The organism is Brasilonema angustatum (assembly GCF_059505445.1).
In genome coordinates this window covers 49,072-68,078 of sequence record NZ_JCACKO010000125.1, presented here as the reverse complement: position 1 = coordinate 68,078, position 19,007 = coordinate 49,072, and the positions used below count along the sequence as shown (strand labels likewise).

General features: G+C 39.8%; 13 protein-coding genes. 4 read left to right on the top strand and 9 right to left on the bottom strand.

Annotated features, from left to right (window positions below; translation table 11 throughout):
- Nucleotides 1–8 precede the first annotated feature (8 nt).
- From AC5JM2_RS21235 to AC5JM2_RS21205, 7 genes are all read right to left on the bottom strand, one after another.
- Nucleotides 9–926, bottom strand: coding sequence for a glucosamine inositolphosphorylceramide transferase family protein (locus AC5JM2_RS21235; RefSeq protein WP_495836820.1), 918 nt, complete (start codon nt 924–926; stop codon nt 9–11).
- A 262-nt stretch (nt 927–1,188) separates the two neighbouring features.
- Complete coding sequence (locus tag AC5JM2_RS21230; RefSeq protein WP_495836819.1) at nt 1,189–2,331, bottom strand: glycosyltransferase family 4 protein; 1,143 nt, start codon at nt 2,329–2,331, stop codon at nt 1,189–1,191.
- A gap of 48 nt (nt 2,332–2,379) precedes the next feature.
- Nucleotides 2,380–3,576, bottom strand: coding sequence for a glycosyltransferase (locus AC5JM2_RS21225; RefSeq protein WP_495836818.1), 1,197 nt, complete (start codon nt 3,574–3,576; stop codon nt 2,380–2,382).
- Nucleotides 3,577–3,729: 153 nt separating this feature from the next.
- The gene (gene wzy, locus AC5JM2_RS21220) at nt 3,730–5,268 is read right to left on the bottom strand and encodes an O-antigen polysaccharide polymerase Wzy (protein ID WP_495836817.1); all 1,539 of its coding nucleotides are present in this window, start codon (nt 5,266–5,268) and stop codon (nt 3,730–3,732) included.
- On the bottom strand, nt 5,234–6,409 hold the full coding sequence (locus tag AC5JM2_RS21215; RefSeq protein ID WP_495836816.1) for a glycosyltransferase family 1 protein: 1,176 nt from the start codon (nt 6,407–6,409) through the stop codon (nt 5,234–5,236). Before AC5JM2_RS21215 ends, wzy begins: the two co-directional genes overlap by 35 nt.
- Nucleotides 6,406–7,674, bottom strand: a complete 1,269-nt coding sequence (locus AC5JM2_RS21210) for a lipopolysaccharide biosynthesis protein (RefSeq protein WP_495836815.1) — start codon at nt 7,672–7,674, stop codon at nt 6,406–6,408. The genes AC5JM2_RS21215 and AC5JM2_RS21210 overlap by 4 nt, the downstream gene beginning before the upstream one ends.
- A 61-nt stretch (nt 7,675–7,735) precedes the next feature.
- Complete coding sequence (locus AC5JM2_RS21205) at nt 7,736–9,913, bottom strand: GumC family protein (RefSeq protein ID WP_495836814.1); 2,178 nt, start codon at nt 9,911–9,913, stop codon at nt 7,736–7,738.
- A 1,463-nt stretch (nt 9,914–11,376) separates the two neighbouring features.
- Between AC5JM2_RS21205 and AC5JM2_RS21200 the strand changes: the two genes are divergently transcribed.
- The 4 genes from AC5JM2_RS21200 (at nt 11,377) to AC5JM2_RS21185 (ending at nt 14,345) form a co-directional block, all read left to right on the top strand.
- Entirely contained in the window at nt 11,377–12,789 is a 1,413-nt protein-coding gene (locus AC5JM2_RS21200) for a sugar transferase (protein WP_495836813.1), read from the top strand.
- The gene (galE, locus tag AC5JM2_RS21195) at nt 12,786–13,850 is read left to right on the top strand and encodes a UDP-glucose 4-epimerase GalE (protein ID WP_495836812.1); all 1,065 of its coding nucleotides are present in this window, start codon (nt 12,786–12,788) and stop codon (nt 13,848–13,850) included. The genes AC5JM2_RS21200 and galE overlap by 4 nt, the downstream gene beginning before the upstream one ends.
- Nucleotides 13,851–13,941: 91 nt before the next feature.
- On the top strand, nt 13,942–14,163 hold the full coding sequence (locus tag AC5JM2_RS21190) for a 2-oxoisovalerate dehydrogenase E1 subunit beta (RefSeq protein ID WP_495836811.1): 222 nt from the start codon (nt 13,942–13,944) through the stop codon (nt 14,161–14,163).
- Nucleotides 14,160–14,345 carry a type II toxin-antitoxin system HicA family toxin gene (locus tag AC5JM2_RS21185; protein ID WP_495836810.1) on the top strand — a complete coding sequence of 62 codons (186 nt, stop codon included), beginning with the start codon at nt 14,160–14,162 and terminating at the stop codon, nt 14,343–14,345. Before AC5JM2_RS21190 ends, AC5JM2_RS21185 begins: the two co-directional genes overlap by 4 nt.
- A gap of 107 nt (nt 14,346–14,452) precedes the next feature.
- Here the strand turns inward: AC5JM2_RS21185 and AC5JM2_RS21180 are convergent, their stop codons facing one another.
- Nucleotides 14,453–15,199, bottom strand: a complete 747-nt coding sequence (locus AC5JM2_RS21180) for a hypothetical protein (RefSeq protein WP_495836809.1) — start codon at nt 15,197–15,199, stop codon at nt 14,453–14,455.
- Nucleotides 15,200–15,207: 8 nt separating this feature from the next.
- Entirely contained in the window at nt 15,208–18,231 is a 3,024-nt protein-coding gene (locus AC5JM2_RS21175; RefSeq protein WP_495836808.1) for a zinc-dependent metalloprotease, read from the bottom strand.
- Nucleotides 18,232–19,007: the final 776 nt, after the last annotated feature.

The window sequence follows — 19,007 nt, the reverse complement described above, 5'->3', positions numbered from 1 at the left end:
ATCAGGATTTAACCTCGACCATCTACACAAGCAATCCATTTTCCGTCATGGATGAAATGAGGGTCGATGTGGTGCATACCACCACTATTCCAACCATAACTACTCGGTTTTAACACTAAACTTTGTTCAATTTTTCTTTCTTGATAACTTGTAGTCGTTAACTCGGTAATCTCAAATGCTCTTACCTGAGTACCATAAGCTGGCTGACAGTCTTGGGTAAAACGAAAAATCTGATCATTCATCACCAAAACTCTACCGGCTGGTCTAGCTATGTGTGCATTGTTACTGACAATTGGACTCTTTGGGTGTTCTAACCAAGAACCGAGCAAATCCTCTGCATAGTAAAGACGCAGGGTATCATATTTGTGATCAGCATTAGTTTCAGCAAACATCCACCATTTGTCAGCATAACGGTAAATAGACGAATCTAGAAAAAATCCATCATTAAGAAGATTGCCAACGAAACTCCATTCTGTGGGAAACTTTGATGCTTTGTAAAGTCGGATTGAGTTTGCTTGATAACTTTCTGGAATCAAGTAATATTCATTATTCCATTCAAAAACGTATGGGTAAGATAAGTGAAATGGCTCAACAATGACAATATGTTGATACTTCCAACTAGCTCCATCTTCACTAGTTGCAAATCCAATTTCTCCTCGACGTGTACTTTGATTTAAAACCTCAAAAAACATGAACCAGGTTAGCCCGACTTTAATCATAAATGGGTCTGCAACAAATGCGGCTCTGGCATCTGATACATCTCTACGAGTCAATACCGGATTTTTTGCGTCCGTAAAATTAGCTAAATCAAAAGGAGATTCGCCAGAATAAATGCCAATCGACCAGGTTCCGCTCTTATTTAATGCCCCTAATGGCAGTTTGTTCACTATGGAAATAGGCAAACTATTCACTAATGTATAGTGCACTTCTTTAATACTATTTTTTAAAAATTTCATGTCATCTTAAGCTGTGAATAATAGGTAGTTTTTGACTAAATTAAACTTGTTGTTGGAAAATAATTAGTATTAAACCCACTTTTATTAATTAACTCAAGTTGCTAGTTATAAAAAAGCGCCTCTCTTTAAGTACAAAGTCTTAAATTTTAGTGCTTATCAATACGCAGAACCTGTAATTTTGTATCAATATGTTACGATTAAAGGGTACTAACTAGCAACTTGCGTTAATTACTTAATATGGGAATATACTAAATAAGAATTTCTTTGATTGTTCTTTGAGTATTTCCTCGTATACTGCTTTAGTCTCATTTATCATTCGCTCAACTGTAAATTCTTGCTTAAATTTTTGTCTACCCGCTTCACCCATTTGCTGACGAAGATCAGGAGACTCAATGAAAGTTTGCAATGCGTTAACAAGTGCTTGTACATCTTTGCGCGGTACTAGTAAACCTGTTTTACCATGCTCAACTTCTTCAGGAATACCATTGACGCTAGTTGCCACAACAGGTAGACCAGCACGCATAGCTTCTAGAATACTGATAGGTAAACCTTCATAATGGGTACTGAGAATAAAGATTTGAGATTGGGCTAATAAATCGGGTACATCTGTTCTGTCACCTAAAAAAGAAATCCGATCACCAATTCCCAAAGACTGCGCCAAAGCTTTACAAGATTCCAAAGACGGACCGCTGCCAACTAAGTCAAGGTGTACAGAAGTGGGCAAGTAGGAAATTGCCTGGAGTAAAGTAGCCTGATCCTTTTGTTCGTTGAAACGCGCTACCATAAGCATTCGAGGTGGCTGCTGTGAGGGATTGGCAATTGGAACTAACTGATTGCTGATGCCGTAACGAACAATTTCTAAGGAATCATGATTACCAACACCAAGGTTTAAAGCTAAGTGGCGATCGTTCTCAGAAACGCAAATCAGTTTTGCAGTCATTGGTGCTAATAATTTTTCCGCTATTAACGCAATGTTCCCACGCTGCTTCGGTGTTCCAGGAGAAAAGCCCCAACCATGTGCTGTAAATACAGTCGGAATTTTGTAAATTCTTCCGGCTACACGTCCCACAAATCCAGCTTTACTGCTATGTGTGTGAATAATATCAGGTTTGATTTTATGGATTAATGATATACATCCTTTTATCGCTAGCAAATCTTTGAATAAGTCAATTTCACGGGTCATATTTGAAATAAAGTGTACAATTACTCCCAACTTACTAACATTTTCTGTTAACGGCCCTGTACTACCTACTCCAAGATGAACTTCATAATCTGCACGAAAATTTTCAATCAAATCATAAACATTTCCCTGTGCTCCACCTAAACTTGATTTAGTGATTAAATAAAGTATGACTCTTTTTTTTTTGCTATTCATAATCTAGAAAAAGATAACTTTTACCTTGCATATCTTTATGTCATTTATTCAATTATTGATTTTTAGCCATGCTTCTGTCGTTTGTTTGACATAATGATAAAATTCCAATCTACGTTCTCTCAAAAAATCGTCTTTATATTGTTTTGCCGCTTCTAAATTGCGGGTTGACATGTGAATCATCCGTTCTGGAACTGTAATTACTTCCTGAATTTTCGCTGCTAATACAACTGCATCACCTGGTTGTACCAAATCTTCAGCTGTCAATAGTTCCGGAATGCCTCCTACATTAGAGCCAATGCAGGGTAATCCTCGCGTCATAGCCTCAATAATTGCTCTAGGCAAACCTTCTTGACGGGAAGCCAACACAAACACATCTGCCTTATCTAACTGTTCAAATACAGCTTTACCTGCGGGTAATTTACCGCGAAAAAATACACGTTCTTTGATTCCCAGCTTTGCGGTTTGCGCTTCTAGTTCTCCTCGGTATTTACCATCTCCAACTAAGATTAACTCTAGATTTAATTTCTGCTTAACGCAGATAGCAACAGCGTCAATTAGTACATCTATAGCTTTAGAAGAATGATCCATAGATGCAACGGTAATGAGGGTGAATTTATCTGAATCAGGATGAGGTAAACGCGGGGAAGAAACAAAAGCTTCATTAGATAATTCAACATCCGAATAGAAAGTTGAATAAGTTTTTTCACCAGGAGGATATCGACGTTGAAGAGCTTCTTTTGTAACAAAAGAAACAGCAGAAGCTTGAGCGCATTGTTTTTGTAATCGATTTGTAAACCACCGACGAAAAAAAGGACGCAAAGGATGTTTTACAGAACCTGGGGCAAAAAAATTGTATGAGTCGGCGACAACTTCTAAACCATAGGGATGACCTGTATGGCGCAACCAATATTCGATGCAATTAGCTACGTTTGATGGAACTCGTAGAATAATCGCATCATTTAAATTAGCTCCTTTACTTACAGCTTGTTGAACTTGTAGCGCTTTTAATAAATACTGCACTGGTCCAATATAGTAAGGAATAGGTACAACCGAAATTCTCTCACCATCAACACGTTGCCAATTAGATGGTACAGAAGAAACTGGACGCACTCGTGCCATTACACGCACATTATCAAAAACTTCTAAGTAACGCAGCCAGAAAGGATATGCACCATTTGTTGGTGACCAAACAGCGCCATCGGGTGTACCATCATAACGTTGGTCTGTTGATATAATTACGTCCATTGAAGCCTCCAAACTCTATTTTCTAATGTTATTCAGTACGCTTTAGTTTCTCCAGAAATTAAAATTATAAAAAATATTACTAATTTTAGGCTTTGAATAATAAAAATAAGGTGTAAACAATTAATAAATTTTTATTGGGAAATTAGCAGTTTTTTAATATTTTTTATAAACTTTACCGATTAATTTGCTAGTTACTGATTTTTTATGTGTTAATTTTACCACATTTGTCAATAAATAAGGCAGTAAAGAATACCACACCAAGGGACGAATTAGTAAGGCTGATTCAGCGCGGGGATAAAATAGCACAAAACTTAGAAAACTAGCCATTGTTGCCATTTTTGCAGGCTGATTATCTTTGACAGACCATAATGTCAATTTGGCAAATAAAAAACCAAAAAATGCCATAAAAATTGCTGTGCCAATCAAACCAAAGTTGAGATAAGCTTCAGCTATAAAGGAATATCCCATCGTACCCCCAATACTAGAGATGTATGGATTTACAGTATCAACTAACCATTTTTCAGCTAAACCTCTGGCAATAGTAGGATGAATATCCCAAAACAAATTAGGGATAAGGGTGAGTAGGGCATAGCCGTAACTAGCTCCCATATCAAAACCTCTTTGAGACGGAACTAACTCAATAGTGTGGGCTATTGTCCCCATAGAACTGCCCATTTCCGAAAATATTGCTATGGCAGGATTATCAATTGAGAAAAATGCATCTATTATAAAATCTAGAGACAGGCGATCTTCACCACTAATTAATCTAATTGAACCAACAAGTGGCAATATAATTAACAGTACTAAACTGCTGGATATCAAAATCAAAACTTTAGGTAACGGTTTGATGCAACGATGCCACAACCATAGATAAGCAACCATAGGCATAACTGCTTGCGACCTAGCTCCTAAGAAAAGCTGAATTATCGATATAGTAATAATTACTATCATTGATATAGCGATGATATTTTGCTTTTTATTGCTACCAGCAAGTAAAAAAAGAGCAGCAGGAATCAGGAAAGTAGCTAGAATCCGTGGTGTAGCCTCGGCACCTACTGGAATGTTTTCCTGATAAAGGGCTAAATAACCATAGGTAGTAACATTAGAAATAGCACTGCCAAGAGTAAAAAATGCCGGAACAAGCGATATCCCCAGTAATACCCATCCGATCCAAAGAACATATTTATGAATTAATAAGAACTTTTTTGGGCTGACATCATCTTTTTTGAAAATAACTTTTTTATCTTTGTTTAGAACTATGTTAAAGAGCGCACCCGTATGTAATGTAGTTAGTGACAAGATAACTATTAATAAAGTGGTTATCAAAATTTCTGACGAAAAATTTGCGTTTAGAGAACGAGGATCATTACTAGCCAAAATACCAAATGTATTAAGATGTAATATTTCTAAAACACCTTGTCCACCATTAAATAAAAGGAATGAAAATAAAAATAAAATATACGGATCAAAAAATCTGTTTATTAACCACTTCCATGAAATTACAGCCCAAATAAATGTAAATAATAATAGCCAGCATACTGGATAAATTAAGTTATCATATTTTCCAATAAATTCTCCTGTCGCGATCAATCGAAAGACAACAATAATCAAAAATAAAACAAAACAATTCATACTGATGATCAAAAGTTGTTTTTGTTTATTTATAGTTACTTGATTGGTATGAACTATCATAAATTTTTTGTAGTATTTCCAAAGTATTGACTATATTAAGCGAGCTAGCTTTGACTGTTTTAAGAGCATCTGTTCGAGTAAACTTAGGTTTAAAGGCTTTGAATTCAAGAATTGCTTCTGCCCACACTGATGCAGGCTGTGATAAAGATAAGCGATGCATCATAAATTTGACTACATCTGTCTCCTCCGCGATCACATCTGAAAAAATACAGGGAAGTCTGGCTGCTTGTGCTTCAACTAATACCAGTGGTAACCCTTCATACAGCGATGGAAAGAGAAAAATATCCATTGCACCCTGCATAATCTGACGTACATCAGAACGTAATCCAGCAAAAATTACATGGTCAGTTAAATTCGCCTCACGGACTTTTTTTTCTATTTCTGAACGCAGAGGACCGTCACCTACTAACAAAAGTTGTGTTTTAGGCTTGCGTTTGATAACTTCTGCCGCAATATCTATGAGAAACGAGTGATTCTTTTGTTCTGCAAACCTGCCAACGTGACCAATAACAAAAGCATCTTGAGGAATACCCAGTTCTGTACGGATAGCAACATTATCAGTCTCTAATTTCCACTTAGAAAAATCAATTCCGCAATAGTAGATAGAAAAGCGGGGATCATTTTTCCAATTTGCACCATAAAGCGCAGCCGCTGCCTTACCAGAACAAGCTAGTCCAAGTGTGGCGTAGCGCTTAATCCAGTATTCTGTCAAAGCTAAATATAAGCGCCGCTTTAATCCGGCTTTAGTCTTGAGAGAGGAAGTATCGTTATGACTGTGGGCAATGCGGACAGGAATACCAACTTGTTTAGCTAATCGCAGAACATAGCCACTGTAGTTGTGGATATGACTGTGAATAATGTCGTAAGATCCGTGTTCCTGATAAACTCGTTTGAAATTACGTGCATAGAGTAATGGTTGAGATGGTTCAAGACATGGGATGATTTTGCTACCTAGAGCTAATACCTCATCGTCGTAAGCACAGTGTTTTGTAGTTTCAACTAAAAAGTCCATTTGAAAACATTGGCGATCATAATTTCGCAAAACGTGCATTAACCAAGTTTCCAATCCTCCTCTCACCATGGAACCAACAACATGAAGGATACGAATTTTATCTTTTCTAGTTTCAGTAATAGTTCTCATGCTTTTTTAGTGTGTGTATTAATTAAAACTGCATAAATGACAACTGCCAGACTGCCAATCAATTGCGCGATCGCTCCAATCGCAAATACTAAGGCAGCACCTTGTAGCTTGTAAGGCTCGATTAAATAAAAACTCGAAACAGCGATCACACCAGTAACTAAAATAAATAGCGGTAGTTGGGTTCTATAATATTGAGCTGCTGTCATGCCATATCCCAAAAATGAGGCTATGTAGCCAATTCCAGCGGAAACCATCAACCAGACAAAGATATCCGCGTGTTGAGCATACTCAGGTTTATACAGCAAAGTCAGGATTTGCTGTCCAGCAACCATTGCCATCACTACACCTGTGACACCCAAGACAGCACCAATACCTACCAACTTCAGAAGTAAATTACGGAACATTAAAATATCTTTGGTTGCGTAATATCTCGCTAGCCTGGGGCTAGCTGACTGTCCTAATGCCGAGACAACGGTAGTTCCCGTTACCTGCAAATAGCCGATCGCCGCAAAAATTCCTAGTTCCCTATGTCCCAATGTTTGCTCAATGAAATAACGAGGAATATTAGTGTTAAGAGAAATTAGCATCATCACAAAACCTAGGGGTAGTCCAACACCTGCCAATTTCATCAGTTTTGCTATATCCCAGCGAGGTTTTCTTTGACTTGCGGCAATTAATTTGCCACTGGAGATGTCATAACTCAATAAAATCAATAACCAAGCTAGTGTGAGAGCGATCGCACCCCAAACAATACTTTTTGTCAAGTAAACTCCAATTCCTAAAGCAATCAGCGAAAGCAATCCTTTGACAATCATCGACTTGGCAATTCGATCCATTTGCTCGTGCTGCTGTAGCAAACCGTAGAAAACATCACTTATAGATTCAATACTCTTTGCTAGCCCTATAATCAAAATCACTTGGGCTGTTTCACCGTTATAACCCCCAGCAACGGTTAGCCCAGCTATAACTAAAAGTGACAGTATAGTTGTTAACAACCTTAATCCTAGGTAGTCCGCGAAACAGTATTGCTGTTTGGCATCCGTCGCTTGAATTGCCCGTAAATTAAGATTTGAGAATAAAATAACCGGAGCTGTAACTGCTAACCCCAAGGTAAAATGTCCTACCATCTCTGGGGTTCCCAATTTGGCAAGCACTACCAACATCCCCCACTGACAACCTGCGTAAACAAGATTTCCGACAAAAGTCCAAGAAAAATTGCGGCGCAAACTTAGTGGTTGAGGATTTTGTGAAAACTTTGGTGTCATAAGTCAGCGCGATTAGTGCGGTGCTGTCTGAATTAGATGAAGAAAAAGGCATATTAGAAGTTCAAACTTTTTGGTAATTCTCTTTGCTTACCTTATTCTCGTTTCCATTATTTTGGTAATACTCCTTAGAAGAGTAGTAACTATAACCACTCACACCCGTAACCCCATTCACCACCATTCCCAAAACGTGCGATCGCGATTGCTCTAGCATCGTTTTCGTGTTCTTGGCAACAGTCGTGTCAAGCACTCCCGGACGTACAACCAGCAATATCCCATCTGCCACCTTGCTCAACATCAAGGCATCACCAAACAAACTCAGAGCGGGAGTGTCAATAATTACACAGTCATAGTTTTTAGCTGCCTCTTGAATCAACGACACCATGCGCTGGGAGTTTAGTAATGCTGCTGGGTTAGGTGGAATTGTGCCAACGGTTAGCACATCCAAATTAACTAGTACTTCTTGGGTAGTGAGGGGAAATTCTGCTTGACCGACTAGAACATTACTTAGTCCGATTGGGTTAGATAATTTCCAGATTTTCTCTTGACAAGAGTGACGCATATCTGCATCTACTAACAGCACCCTGCGTCCCATATGTGCCTTAGCTACTGCCAGGTTTGCTGCCACAAATGATCTGCCTTCACCTGGAGTTGAACTAACCACCGCAATTATTTTCAGTGGTTTATCAGAGATGCTAAAATCCAAGTTTGTTTGAAGCATCTCAAAGGCTGAACTTGCTAGTGAATGAGGATTATCTCTGACTGGCAGTTCGACTAAAGACTCTTTACCAGCCTTCGCTTTTTGACCAAAGTGAGGAATTGTACCTAGTAAAGGATAACCAAATAGCTGCTGGGCTTGTTCAAGAGTTTTCAGGGATTGATCCATAGCTTCCAACATCAAAGCTATCCCTACACCCAGCAAAATTCCCAAAAATCCACCGAGCGCTAGGTAGAGTATAATGTTGGAATTTGCTTTGTTGGGAACTAAAGCCCCAGATACTACCCTTGCATTGCCGACATTTTGATTTACTACTACCTCCACTTCTTGGGATCGCTTCAACAATTCTTCATAAGTTGTTCTAGCTACTTGCAACTGTCGCTCTAGCTGTTGCTGTTTTTGTTGCAGTAGAGGTAAGATACTCAAGCGTTTTTGCGAAAGTGCGTATGCATTCTTCAAAACCGTGACTCGGTTGGCTAGTGCTGAACGTTCTACATCCGACTGCACCAACTGAGCAGTTAAGCTTTGTTTGAGTTCTCCCATCTGCAAATTCTGCTGGGACACAGGCTGCTTGCCAACATTTTCGCCAACTCTCACCTCTAGCTGCTTTCTCAGGGCTGCTGCTTTTGCCATCAAATTAGCGATCTGAGGATGCTCATTTGTATAGCGAGTCTGTGCGACTGCTAGTTCGTTTTCTGCTTGCTGGTATTCTGTTAGTACCTGCTGCACAGCTTTTGATTGGCTTAAATTGCCCATATCCACAGCTTGCTGCGAATTCAATTTCAATTGACGTTGCAGAAGTTGTGAGCGAGTCTCGGCATCTACCAAATTTGACTGAGCCTGAGTAATCTGGTCTGATAAAGCTGTAAGCCTTTCCACGCCTGTGGTAGCTTCTTGATCTAAAGCAACTACTTTGTTTTCTTCTTTAAACCGACGCAAACCTGCCTCTGCTCTTATTACCCTTCCCTCAACCTCAGGCAATTGCTTGGTCAAAAATCTTTTTGCGGCTGTCGCCTGGGTTTGATTGACACTAACATTGTTCTCCAGATAATAAGTCATCAGCGAATTCACAACAGCTGCGGCTTCTTTTGGATCGGTACTGTTGTAATAAATCGACAAGATGTCCGTACCCTTCATGCTTTTAACCTTGAGTTTTTTGAGAAACTCATCTATTTCTAGGGGTACTCCTTTCTTATCTGTCAGCTTCAGGTTAGTAATGGTTTTCTCAACTATCGGGTTAGAACGAATTACCTCTGCTTCTGTATCCAAAGGGCTGCTTAGTTGAGTTACACCACTTAACTCTCCAACTGATGCTGAGGGACTTGTCAGCGAAGAAACGCGATCAGTTTTATTAAAAAGCAGCTTGCCTTCTGCTTCATAAATTGGTTTTTGCCTGAAAGCAGTTAAAGCTGACAATCCAAAGACTGAGCCAGCCACTGTAGCTATGACTAGCCAACGCCTTTTAAAAATCAGCGAGTATTGTTGCAAATCTAAGGAGTTTTGGTCTTCTTGGTCAGAAGGCATAGCAAATAAGCAAGTTAAGAGTCAGAGGTGTAAGTAAGTCAGTCAAAAAAACCTAACTATGTAACAGAAAGTAAAGTTCTCCAAACCCTTGCGATTGCTGAGTTCCAAAGGGATAGGCTGCGTGTATGCCTACGGCACGCCTTACGGCTAACGCATGATTGCGTGCGCTTGCGCTTAGGCTCTTAGCGTGGCTTTGCGCTTACGTTCCACTAGTTCCTAAGAGGAACCGCTACGCTGCGTTTCACTTGCAATGACAAAGATTTAGGGAATTGACATCATAACAATGTGATTACCCTACTAACTGTTTTCTCTTCCTATTCAAACCGTATCCGTAAAATACACATATCTTTCAGTTAAATTTTACGCAAAATTCATTTTTTTCATAAATTCTTAAACAAAGGTTAATAAAGATTTAGGGAATTGACATCATAACGATGTAATTACCCTACTAACTGTTTTCTCTTCCTATTCAAACCGTATCCGTAAAATACACATATCTTTCAGTTAAATTTTACGCAAAATTTATTTTTTTCATAAATTCTTAAAGAAAAAGTGAATCTTGTATTCTTTTTATCAAAGAATAAGATCCCCTGATAAATTACTCTTATGGTAAACGTACTAAATTTGCCTGAACAAAGTAATACTTGCAAAGCGAGAGCTATACTCCACCTACAACGTTCAAAACTTTAAAATGAAGCTTTTCGCGAAAGGTGTAAAAAGTATAGTATATTGTGCATTTTTTTGTATAGATGCTGACTAAATTTATTTAGTCATAAAAAATAACTGTTAGTTCAGTGTATGCGCTTGTACTGTTAGTGAACCAGGGAAAGCAGTACCGCTCTAAGTAGCAATGTTCCATACAGCTTTGTATTTAGGACTTACGCCCTTATTACGAAAAATAAGGCTTTGAGAGATTGCTTTTTGCGTCGCAATGACATAGATAAACACATAGTCTATGTGTCTATGTGTAAGTTCTGATACTGTCAGGAAAAGCGTTGTGGTCGGGTTTCCATAGCAACCATACTTACCCGAATTGTGGACATCGCCTAAGACTGAAAGTTGGCTAATAGAGATCAACATTATTAGTGTAGGGAAGGAAGATAAGCTAAAACACAGGGATTGCACACAAACCCCCGTGAAGATTGTCAATGGGAAGCAGCAGTGAACCTTTGGAGGTTCTCTGGTTTAGTGCAAATGCCGTTCAAAAGCATGCCCTTGTTAGCGCAGAGTGCCGTAGGCAGCGATAGCGTTGCGGTCAAAGTCAAGACGTCAAGATTATCTCTTTACTTGCCTAATAGAAGATCAGACAACTTTTATGTGAAACAGCTTACTAGTTCAAGAAAAATAATCAGGGGATATATTACCAAATACTTCTGTTTCCAACTTATTTAGCTGTTAGCTTTGCTATGAGATTTGGCAATAAAGCAAGCGCACCGATGTAAAAAAATAACCCACACACATCAATGCGTATGACTCAAACTTACTTCAAGCCCTTAACAAACACCAAGCCATTAAATAGAAACCATTATCTCAATGTTCTGCTTTTAGCAGGAGATATCTTTGGCTTGATTATCTGTTTGGAATTTACTTGCTGGTTGAGAACAAACTCTTTTATTCATGGATTGAATCCCTTTTGTTATGGATTAATCCTATTAGTTCTTTCAGCACTTTACTTGGCAGACACCTACAAACCAGATAGCCAAATTGCAGGTTTGCGAGTTCCAGCTCGCATCATCATATGTAATATCTTCATTGCCGGAGTGATTGCTGCCTTCATTTACCTAACTAATGCTTGGAAGTACAATCCCCTTTTAAGACGAAGCGTTGTGCTACCAACTCTAGGAATATTTACTATCTGGGCTGTGATGTTACGTATATGGGTAGTTAACTTGGTGCGATCACACGCTCAGCAAGTTTGTTGGCTAATTCTAGGTGCAGGAGAGAGCACTGTCAAATTTGTACAAGACTTTTTACAGGTTAATCCTCTAGGACGCTTAGTTCTTTTGTGTGACAACACCGAAGATACAACTCAGTTACCAGATCGCGTTAATTATGTAGGAAATCTTTCAGACTTCTCTAACTGGAGTTCCCAGTCCTGGTCAGGAGTCTTGGTAGAAACGGAGGTCAAATTATCTGATGCACAAGTGCAGCAATTGATGCAATTGCGACTGCAAGGAACTCCAGTTTATAGACTGCCAGATTGTTATGAAAAGCTGTGGTATAAACTTCCGTCCTCCTTACTCCAAGATAGATGGTTTGCTTTTAATGCAGGCTTTTACCTGATGTCTGATAGTATCAATTTAAAGTTGAAGCGTTTAGTAGACATAATTTCAACGGCATTGCTACTGATGCTCCTGTTACCACTCATGTTAATTGCTGCACTAGCAATTAAATTAGATAGTCGAGGCCCAGTTTTCTACAGTCAGTTACGAACAGGACTACACGGCAAAGCATTTAGGGTTTACAAGTTCCGCTCTATGTATCAAGATGCGGAGAAACGAGGAGCACAGTGGGCAAGTCAACGAGATCCCCGTATAACCAGGGTAGGATACTGGTTACGTCTGGTACGAATTGATGAACTGCCTCAACTATGGAATGTACTTTCGGGGGACATGAGTCTGATTGGCCCTCGTCCAGAACGCCCAGAGTTCGATGACAAGCTCAGAGAAGCAATCCCTTATTACGATATTCGTTACTTAGTCAAACCTGGAATCACAGGTTGGGCACAGGTTATCTATCCCTATGGAGCATCCATTGAGGATGCTTACGAAAAGCTGTCATATGACCTTTACTACATCAAGAATTATTCTCTGTGGTTAGATTTGGCAATTTTCTTTAAGACTATTCGAGTCGTTTTACTGGGTAAAGGCAGATGAACAAGAAAGTCTTAGTCACTGGAGGTGCAGGCTACATTGGCTCCCACGTCGTACGCCAGCTGGGTGAAGCTGGCTATGATGTCGTAGTTTATGACAATTGCTCTACAGGTTCGCCAAAAGCAGTACTGCATGGTGAGTTGATCATTGGCGATTTAGCCGACATTGATCATCTTTACCAAGTCTTTGCCAAGCATCAATTTAGTGCAGTGCTGCATTTTGCGGCCAGTCTGATTGTCCCAGAGTCAGTAGCTCATCCCCTTGATTATTACGCCAACAACACATGCAATACCTTAAACTTACTCCGTTGCTGTAGTGCGATGAGCGTCAACCAGTTCATCTTTTCCAGTACAGCAGCAGTCTATGGGGAACCAAAGGAAATTCCAGTTACTGAATCAACTCCTACACAACCGATTAACCCCTATGGACGCTCAAAATTGATGAGCGAGTGGATTCTCCAAGACTATGGAGCAGTCAACCCTCTGCGGTACGTCATTCTCCGCTACTTTAATGTTGCAGGCGCAGATCCTCAAGGACGACAAGGCTCAATGTCGCAAAATGCTACTCACTTAATAAAAGTCACCTGTGATGCAGCACTCCAACGCAAGCCGGAAGTGCGAATTTTTGGTACTGATTTTCCCACACCAGATGGAACAGGGATTCGAGACTACATTCACGTTGAGGACTTAGCAACAGCACACCTTGATGCTTTGCGTTATCTTGAACAGGGTAATGATAGCCAAATATTTAACTGTGGCTATGGACAGGGTTACAGCGTCCGACAGGTGATCGAAAGGGTGAAGGCAATTTCTGGAGTAGATTTCTCCGTCATTGAATTAGAACGTCGTCTTGGTGATCCAGCTTGCGTTACAGCTTGTGCAGATAAAATTCACAAAGTTCTAGGTTGGAAGCCCAAATATAACAACTTAGATCAAATAATTTTCACTACCCTCGCTTGGGAAATGCAACGAGAAGATTTGAGGGAGCATCCCAATTTTGCAAAAATAAAAGAAGAGAAATTATTCGCGAATCCTGAGATTGTAGGAGCTACATTAACAGAATGACATTCACCTGAAGGTTGCTGTTGTAGGTTGTAAGTGAGAATGAAATTTACTGTAAAATTATTGTTGTAACTAGCTACTGACAGAATAATTAGTGAAAAACACAAGGTCAGAGATTGTATTTCTGATTGAAGAAGACCCTGAAAGTGGTTATGTGGCAACAGCCTTGGGTGAACCAATTTTCACCCAGGCTTCGGACATGACGACTTTAAAAGAAATGGTTCGTGATGCGGTTCGATGTCATTTCCCTGATGAGGATACCCGTCCAAAAGTAATTCGGTTACATTTTGTTCGGGATGAGGTTATTGCATCGTGAAGCTACCGCGAGATTTGTCGGGTGAGGATTTGGTTAAGGCATTAGCTATTTTTGGTTATGCGGTAGATCGACAAACTGGTAGTCATATTCGCTTAACTACTCAACTTCAAGGCGAACACCATATTACCATTCCTGCCCACGATCCGCTAAAGATCGGTACGCTAAATGCTATATTACGATAAGTTGCGGAGCATTTTGGTCTCACTCGTGATGAGCTATTGGAGCAACTATTCTGAGTTCTGTAGAGTGCAAGGGCGCAGCCCGTTCTGAGTACTTTGTTGGCAAAAATTCATAAATCTTCTATTCTCATGTCATAACCGCCAAATATCTCCATGTATTCAAGAATAGAAGTGCCAAATTCGTCGTGAGATACTTTTCCTTTTACCAGAAGCTCTACCACTTGATCAGGACCTCTCAGGTATGCTCCTGCTAAAATACCAGAAAGAGTAACTGTGATTGTTTTTGACTTCTCTTTATCATTAAACGTTTTTTTATGACCAAGGTAATTATTTATAGACTTACCTTGCTGAGTCAGAATATCGTTGATATCCTTCCAATACACCCTAAAAGCCTCACGAATCGCTTCTTCTTGAACATTAGGGGAATTGAGAAATTTTAATTTGCTATCAATACCATTCTTTTTTGTCCATGTACCTCGCCAGTCATTCTTGTCAGCACCATGTCCATAATAAACGTCGGCTTTGTAGTAACCAAGACGAATCAGCAAGATTTCTCCGAATTGATACTTACCAATAAATGAGAGTGGGTTTTCAAATTGGTACTGATTAGGATTTCCTGATGATAGCCCTGTTTCACGAACTGCAAGTGCTTCCAGCATATCTTGGAAATTTCCCTTGCTGATATCAAACTGCTTCTTTGGAAAAAAAACAAGTTCCATCTCAGATTTCAACCAATTAGAGTCATTTCCCATTAATAAGTCATTACTGTAAGAACTCAGACTTGGTAAATTGCCATTTGTATAAAGTAGTTGACAAACTATAAGTAATAAGATGATATCGCGAGCTATCTTTGACACAGATTTTCCTAATTCGCTTGCACTTCGGCGTTCAAGATTTTAGTAATGCGATCGCGTGTTTCTAGCAAATGTGCTTTGGTGTACTCGTCATTTGAACTCAGTCCATCCAGCTTTTCATTTAGCTGTTTTAGTTTATACCAAGCAAGTGTTCGAGCATCTTCTGGGACACGTTCTTTCCGTAAAACCATCGCAGTCAATTTGTCAACATATTGTCGTTGCAAGCCTCGACGCAAACTAGATATAACGATGGGCTTGCCATTTGGTTTTAGTACCTCAGTCCAAATATCGTTTTGTAAAGTATCAAATAGTTCTGGTAAACTCAGGGCTTGATCGCGACCAGTTTTGAGTTCGATATCCTTGAGACGGGAGAGGCGATCGCTTGACAGCAAATCCCACAACACCGAACTCTGCATATACAATACCCAATCATGAATTGGAAAGTCCAGACGACCAGTTCGCGGAGAACTTCCCCAATGCCGCCAACGCGAAGGTGCTAATTTATTCAGCAATTCTGGGGGAAAACTCAGAGCATCTTCAGCGAATACATACTTTTGTACAAGATCTAACGCCTGCCGTTGTTTTTCCACAGGCACAGGTTGAAATGGTAATTTTCCTTGAGGATCGCCCGGTTGAACTCTGTAGAAAGACTGACCACCTATGTATTTTGTAATATAATAAATGTGTTGAAAATACTGATTAAAGACTGTACCAAACTGTTCCTTCACATCGCTAAAACTCTCGCCAGACAATAGCTCAACCTTGTTGAGACGTTGCCACATAACCAATGCATTATCCAACTGCCAATGAGAATAGACCAGCACATTACTGCTGTCATCCCATGCGTTAACAGTTGGGTCAAGGTCAAACATATCTTCATCTGTGGAATAACTTAACTCAGGTTTGTCAGATTGCTGAGCAATTTTATCCAAAAATGGTTTTTCTCCTGTAGGAGTTGCGGCTGGAATTGGTGCGTATCCGTATTGAATTGCCCACTCATCATAAGGTCCGATCATCTTAGGGAAATAATCTCCCTGCTTAGTACCTCGGGGTGCAAGATTTGGTGGAATATAGTCCATCACTGACGAAATCATACCCTTGCGGCGAGTGATATCCGGATTGTTGATCTCTTGGGGAGTAAGCAAAGTACTACCACGGAAGTTATGCCTCAACCCCAAGGTGTGTCCCACTTCATGTGCAATAATTAAGCGTAAATACTGATGAATATAATCTTTCATTTGCTCACGACTTGGCGGGGTGTTTTGCAAAAGCTTCATTGCCATTGAACCGTAAGCAAATTGGTTAGCAGCTTCCATACCATAGCAAAGGTCATACTGACCTGCCAGTTTTGATAAACGATTCGCTAACCCGTCCATTTCCACACTCTCAACGGAAGTGTCGCTACTTTCTGCCTGTGTTTTATTGGTGCAAAGCAGGTTATTTTGCATCAACGCAGATAGCGACGTCTGATTTTGTGTTTGGTTGAACTGTCCAACTCTAGAATAATCATTCTTGAGTGCCCGGATAAAACTGCCATCTACCAGAATGTCTGCAGCTAAAATTTCTCCCGTCAATGGGTTAACACGGGATGGTCCCATAGCAAAATATCCATCTACTGTGTTAATCCAGCGAATTGTGTTGTAGCGTATATCTGCTGGATCCCATGTTGCATTATCCGGCATTTGCTGTACTTGAATCGCATCTTTGAATCCTGCTTTTTCAAAGGCTTTATTCCACAGCAGCACACCTTCTTTGATTGCATCGCGGTATTCTAGGGGTACTGCGTTATCAATCCAGAAGATAATTGGTTTTTTCGGTGGAGAAAGGGCTGCGCTAGGGTTTTGCTTTTCTAAATTCCAACGGTTGATGTAGCGGACAAATGGATCTCTGTGCTCATCGTTAGATATATCTTGGTAGGCGGTGATAAAATAGCCAACACGCTCATCGGCTAAACGCGGTCGATAACTGTTTTCGCTAAGTTGAGACAGACTGTAGTGAACGCGCAAGCTAAAGCCTCGAAGGTCTGCTAGTGTACCACCAAAACGGAGTTTATCACTATTGGCACGAGTGTTAGTGAAGTTCAACACCGACTCAATTTCCATATTTAGGGGAAAAGCTTTAGCAGTCCCAAAATAGGATTTATCCGTCGCTGGCGCAACTCCCAAACTAAGAGATAATCCAGCTAAATCTGTTAGTAGTAGATCTCCCAAGTCGATGAGAATTGTTTTGCGTACTGGATGAATACTTTTAATGGATACTGAGTAGAGAACTGAGTCACTAAAAGATCGGGCGAGCGATCGCTGTTGTGGATCTCCTTCACGTGTCCTAAAATTCACATTGCGAACCACAAATTGCAATTTATTATTCACCCGCTGAAAGTAAAATAAAAAATCGTGCAATGGCATTCCACTGTAGATTCCAGCCTCACCAATCCCAGATTCTAACGTTCCTGTGGCTAAATAATTTTTCTTGAGTTGTTCTGGTTTTATTTCTAGATAAATTTTATTCTTTTCCTTGTCTCGATACAAATTAAACAGCCCTGGCAGGATTTCAGCATCTTTGACAACTTTATCAAACGCCTCTAATTCCTCCTTTTTTGATGGTTTGCCAATGGCCTCAGTTTTTTCTTCTGGCTTAATAGGGTTCTCTGCAATATTCTCTACTTGTAAAAAAGGTTGTTCAACTTTTTTATTATCTTCAACAACCCAATTAAAAGATTCGTGCTGTGCTTCTTGCTTTCCATCAATCACCCAGACTTGCTCTTTTGATAACCCCTGTTTCTCCAAAAAAGTAGCATTCTTTAATTTTGATTGACGTGATTGTGATGACCACAAGACGAATGAGGGAACAAGAGTTGTTTTCCCGACTCTGTTACTCTTTTCCTCCTTTGCTGCTCTTTCTCCTTGTCCCTCACTCCCGTTGTCAGCAAAGCGCCCAGCTTCAGACATCTTTAAAGCTTTTGACTTAGCACTAGAAGGTGGTATGCCTAAAAACAAACAATACAACAGAATAACAAAATAAATAAACTTTTTCATCCAATACATACCTAGTATTGATTCCTATTTTATTTCCAATACTTGTGTAAAAAAGCTAATTCATACTCTCTTTAACTGAGTGTTAAGAACTGAACAAATTGTTAACTACTTGCAAGCAGTTACCTTCTTCAGTAAACTCAGTCAATTATCGATAAAATTATTTAGCTTGGTTGCAATATAACAATCCGGTTTGATTTGGTGAGACAGCGCGAATGACGGCTTTCCCGACCTAGGCGACTGCGTATGCGCAAAGCGCACGCCCAGAGGTCTAAAGCGCAGCGGAACCGGAGGTTCTCCCCGATAGCCGTAAGGCGTGGCGTTAGCCATAGGGTGAACTAACAAAGTCAGGGCGCTTAACGCTTAACGCTTAAGAAGCAATTAAAGATCTACCTAGCTTCGCAAAAATCTGCGGAGGAGTTCTAGATCTTACGTTAATAGTTTTCCCAATAAATGCGTTTGTCGCACAGAGTACGTATTATTAAAATTAAATCAAGTTATAGACACTACTAGCGAAATCTGGTATAATACAATTGCAAAATCAAGTATTGCTCCAACTCAAAAATATTTGAGGTTTGACTTCAAACAACAATTCAAGTAGTGTCGATTCATTCAGTTATTAACTGTCGAGGCATAGAAGATGTGTGGAAGTGCATGCTACTACTGTGCCTAATAAGTAACATCCAGCGCTCTAAAAGCGTTTCGTGGTTACTTGGGTCTAAGCCGTAAATCAAACGGCTGTTTATATTTGTCTATAACTGATGGAACTATAACAGGCT

Coding starts and splice junctions, on each gene's coding strand:
- AC5JM2_RS21175 (WP_495836808.1), bottom strand. CDS start 18,231: ATGAAAAAGTTTATTTATTTTGTTATTCTGTTGTATTGTTTGTTTTTA.
- AC5JM2_RS21215 (WP_495836816.1), bottom strand. CDS start 6,409: ATGAGAACTATTACTGAAACTAGAAAAGATAAAATTCGTATCCTTCAT.
- galE (WP_495836812.1), top strand. CDS start 12,786: ATGAACAAGAAAGTCTTAGTCACTGGAGGTGCAGGCTACATTGGCTCC.
- wzy (WP_495836817.1), bottom strand. CDS start 5,268: ATGATAGTTCATACCAATCAAGTAACTATAAATAAACAAAAACAACTT.
- AC5JM2_RS21210 (WP_495836815.1), bottom strand. CDS start 7,674: ATGACACCAAAGTTTTCACAAAATCCTCAACCACTAAGTTTGCGCCGC.
- AC5JM2_RS21200 (WP_495836813.1), top strand. CDS start 11,377: ATGCGTATGACTCAAACTTACTTCAAGCCCTTAACAAACACCAAGCCA.
- AC5JM2_RS21225 (WP_495836818.1), bottom strand. CDS start 3,576: ATGGACGTAATTATATCAACAGACCAACGTTATGATGGTACACCCGAT.
- AC5JM2_RS21230 (WP_495836819.1), bottom strand. CDS start 2,331: ATGAATAGCAAAAAAAAAAGAGTCATACTTTATTTAATCACTAAATCA.
- AC5JM2_RS21205 (WP_495836814.1), bottom strand. CDS start 9,913: ATGCCTTCTGACCAAGAAGACCAAAACTCCTTAGATTTGCAACAATAC.